Annotated in this window: 2 protein-coding genes; both read left to right on the top strand. The window is 74.0% G+C overall.

Annotated elements, in window-relative coordinates; translation table 11 throughout:
• Positions 1-287 precede the first annotated feature (287 nt).
• Positions 288-1061 (top strand): YhjD/YihY/BrkB family envelope integrity protein, encoded by a 774-nt coding sequence (locus ACTUAL_RS09250; protein ID WP_157767829.1) that lies wholly within the window; start codon positions 288-290, stop codon positions 1059-1061.
• 82 nt (positions 1062-1143) lie between these two features.
• Positions 1144-1845, top strand: a 702-nt coding sequence (locus ACTUAL_RS09245) for a hypothetical protein (protein WP_440899959.1), incomplete at its 3' end; no start/stop codon positions are given.

Raw genomic sequence — 1845 nt, 5'->3', positions numbered from 1 at the left:
AACCGGAGGTGGAGTTGAACGGACCGTTCAACCAAGGGTGAGTGGGCCGTTCACTGGCGGTTAGGGCAGAAGCGCCGCTACCGGCCAGGGCTTGGGATCGGTGCAGCGGGTTTGCACGGGGCAGGGCTGGCGCGTGGCAACCAGCGCAGGGCTGAGCGGTGGAGTTCAGCCCACTCGCCGGTGTTCAACAGTGTGTTCTGGGCTGTGGAGGGTAGGTGGGCCGGGTGGATGTGGTTCGGGGGGTTCTGGGGTTCGGGGTTGCCGTCGTTCGGCACGCCCTTCGGGCCTTGCGGGGGCGGGACATCGCGCTTTGGGGGGCCGGGACCGCGTTCTTCACCGCCTTGGGCCTGGTGCCCGCCCTGCTGCTCGCCCTGCGCGGGGTCGGGGTGCTGTTCGGGGACGAGCTGGTCGTCGAGAACCTCCGCCTGCTCGGCGAGGCGCTGCCCGCCGCGCAACCCGCCGGGGGCGCGTTGCGCGCCCTGGGGCACGCCGCCCTGACCGCCTCCTGGCCCGCCCTGCTGTCCGCGCTCCTCGCCGCCTGCCTGTGCGGCGAAGGGCTCCGGCGGGGGTTCGTGCAGGTCGCCGGACTGCCCTCCAGCGGCCGGACCGGGTGGTTGGGGCGGCTCGGGTTCCTGCCCGCCCTGGTCGCCTCGCCGTTGTTGCTGGCGCTCGCCCTCGCCCTCGCGCCGCAGATAGCCCCGGACTACCAGGCGGGCGGGTGGGCAGCCGCCCGCGGCGTGCTCGTCTCGTTCCACCTGGTCTGGGTGCTGCTCGCGGTCGTGCTGCTGCCGGTGCTCGTCACCACCGGGCCCAACGCGCTGGACGCCCGGACCACCGCCGCGGGCGCGATCTCGACCGCCGCCGTGCTCGCGGGGTTCCTCCACGGGTTCGTGCTGTTCCTCGCCATCCCCGTCGACTGGGCGTTCCCGTTCGCCGGCCTCCGCGGCCCCGCCGTCGTCGGCGCCCTCGGGCTCTGGCTCTACCTCCTCCACATCGTCCTGCTGCTCTGCTACCGCCTCCTCCTCAGCGCCCGCTCCCTCCGCTCCCCCACCACCGGGTGACCCTCTTCCCAGCGACCCACCGTCACACCCCCCACCCCTCGAACGACCCACCAGGGGACCACTAGGACGGGGAGGTCGGGTCGTGGAACGAGAACGGGTCGTGGTGCGTGAGCGCAGGAGTGGGGCGCGGCCTCCCACGACGTCCGACGTCGCGGTGATCGCGGGCTTGGCCGACCCGGTCCTGCGCAACGTCCTGATCACCCACTGCTACCACCGCCTCTCGACCGCGCTCGCCGCGCTCACCGGCGGCTCGCCCAACTGGTGCGCGTTCGCCGTGTGGGCGTCCAAGCAGGTCGGGCAGACCATCCGCCGGGAGGATCCCCAGCGCGCGCTGGAGCGGCTGCTGTCCACCCCGCAGACCGGGGCCGCCGTCGGCGCGGTCGCGCTGGCGCTGCGGGTCGCGTTCCCCCGCCGGGCGCTGGACGACGCCGAACGGCTGGTGCGGGAGGTCGTCGTGGCCACCGCGCGGTTGGACGCGGCGAGCGAGGCCGCCGCGCGCGGCAACCTCAAGGTGTTCGCCGAGATCGGCCACGAGTTCGCCCGGTTCCGGGCGCAGTTCGGCGAGCCGTCGGACCCGCCCGACGAGCAGCGGATCGCCGCCTTCCGCGCGGCGCTGCGGCCCGGTGAGCCGCCCGAGGGGCAGTACTACCTGCGGCAGGCCTTCACCCACTACCTGCGGGCCATGCGCGCCACCGACCCGAAGGCGCGGGCCGAGTCGCTGCTGCTGGCCAACGTCGAGGTGGTCCTGCACGAGCAGACCCGCCTGCAACCGGAGATCACGGCC

The sequence above is a fragment of the Actinosynnema sp. genome (assembly GCF_052038725.1).
The sequence above is the reverse complement of the archived record's forward strand: the minus strand, read 5'-3'. Positions and strand labels throughout refer to the sequence as shown.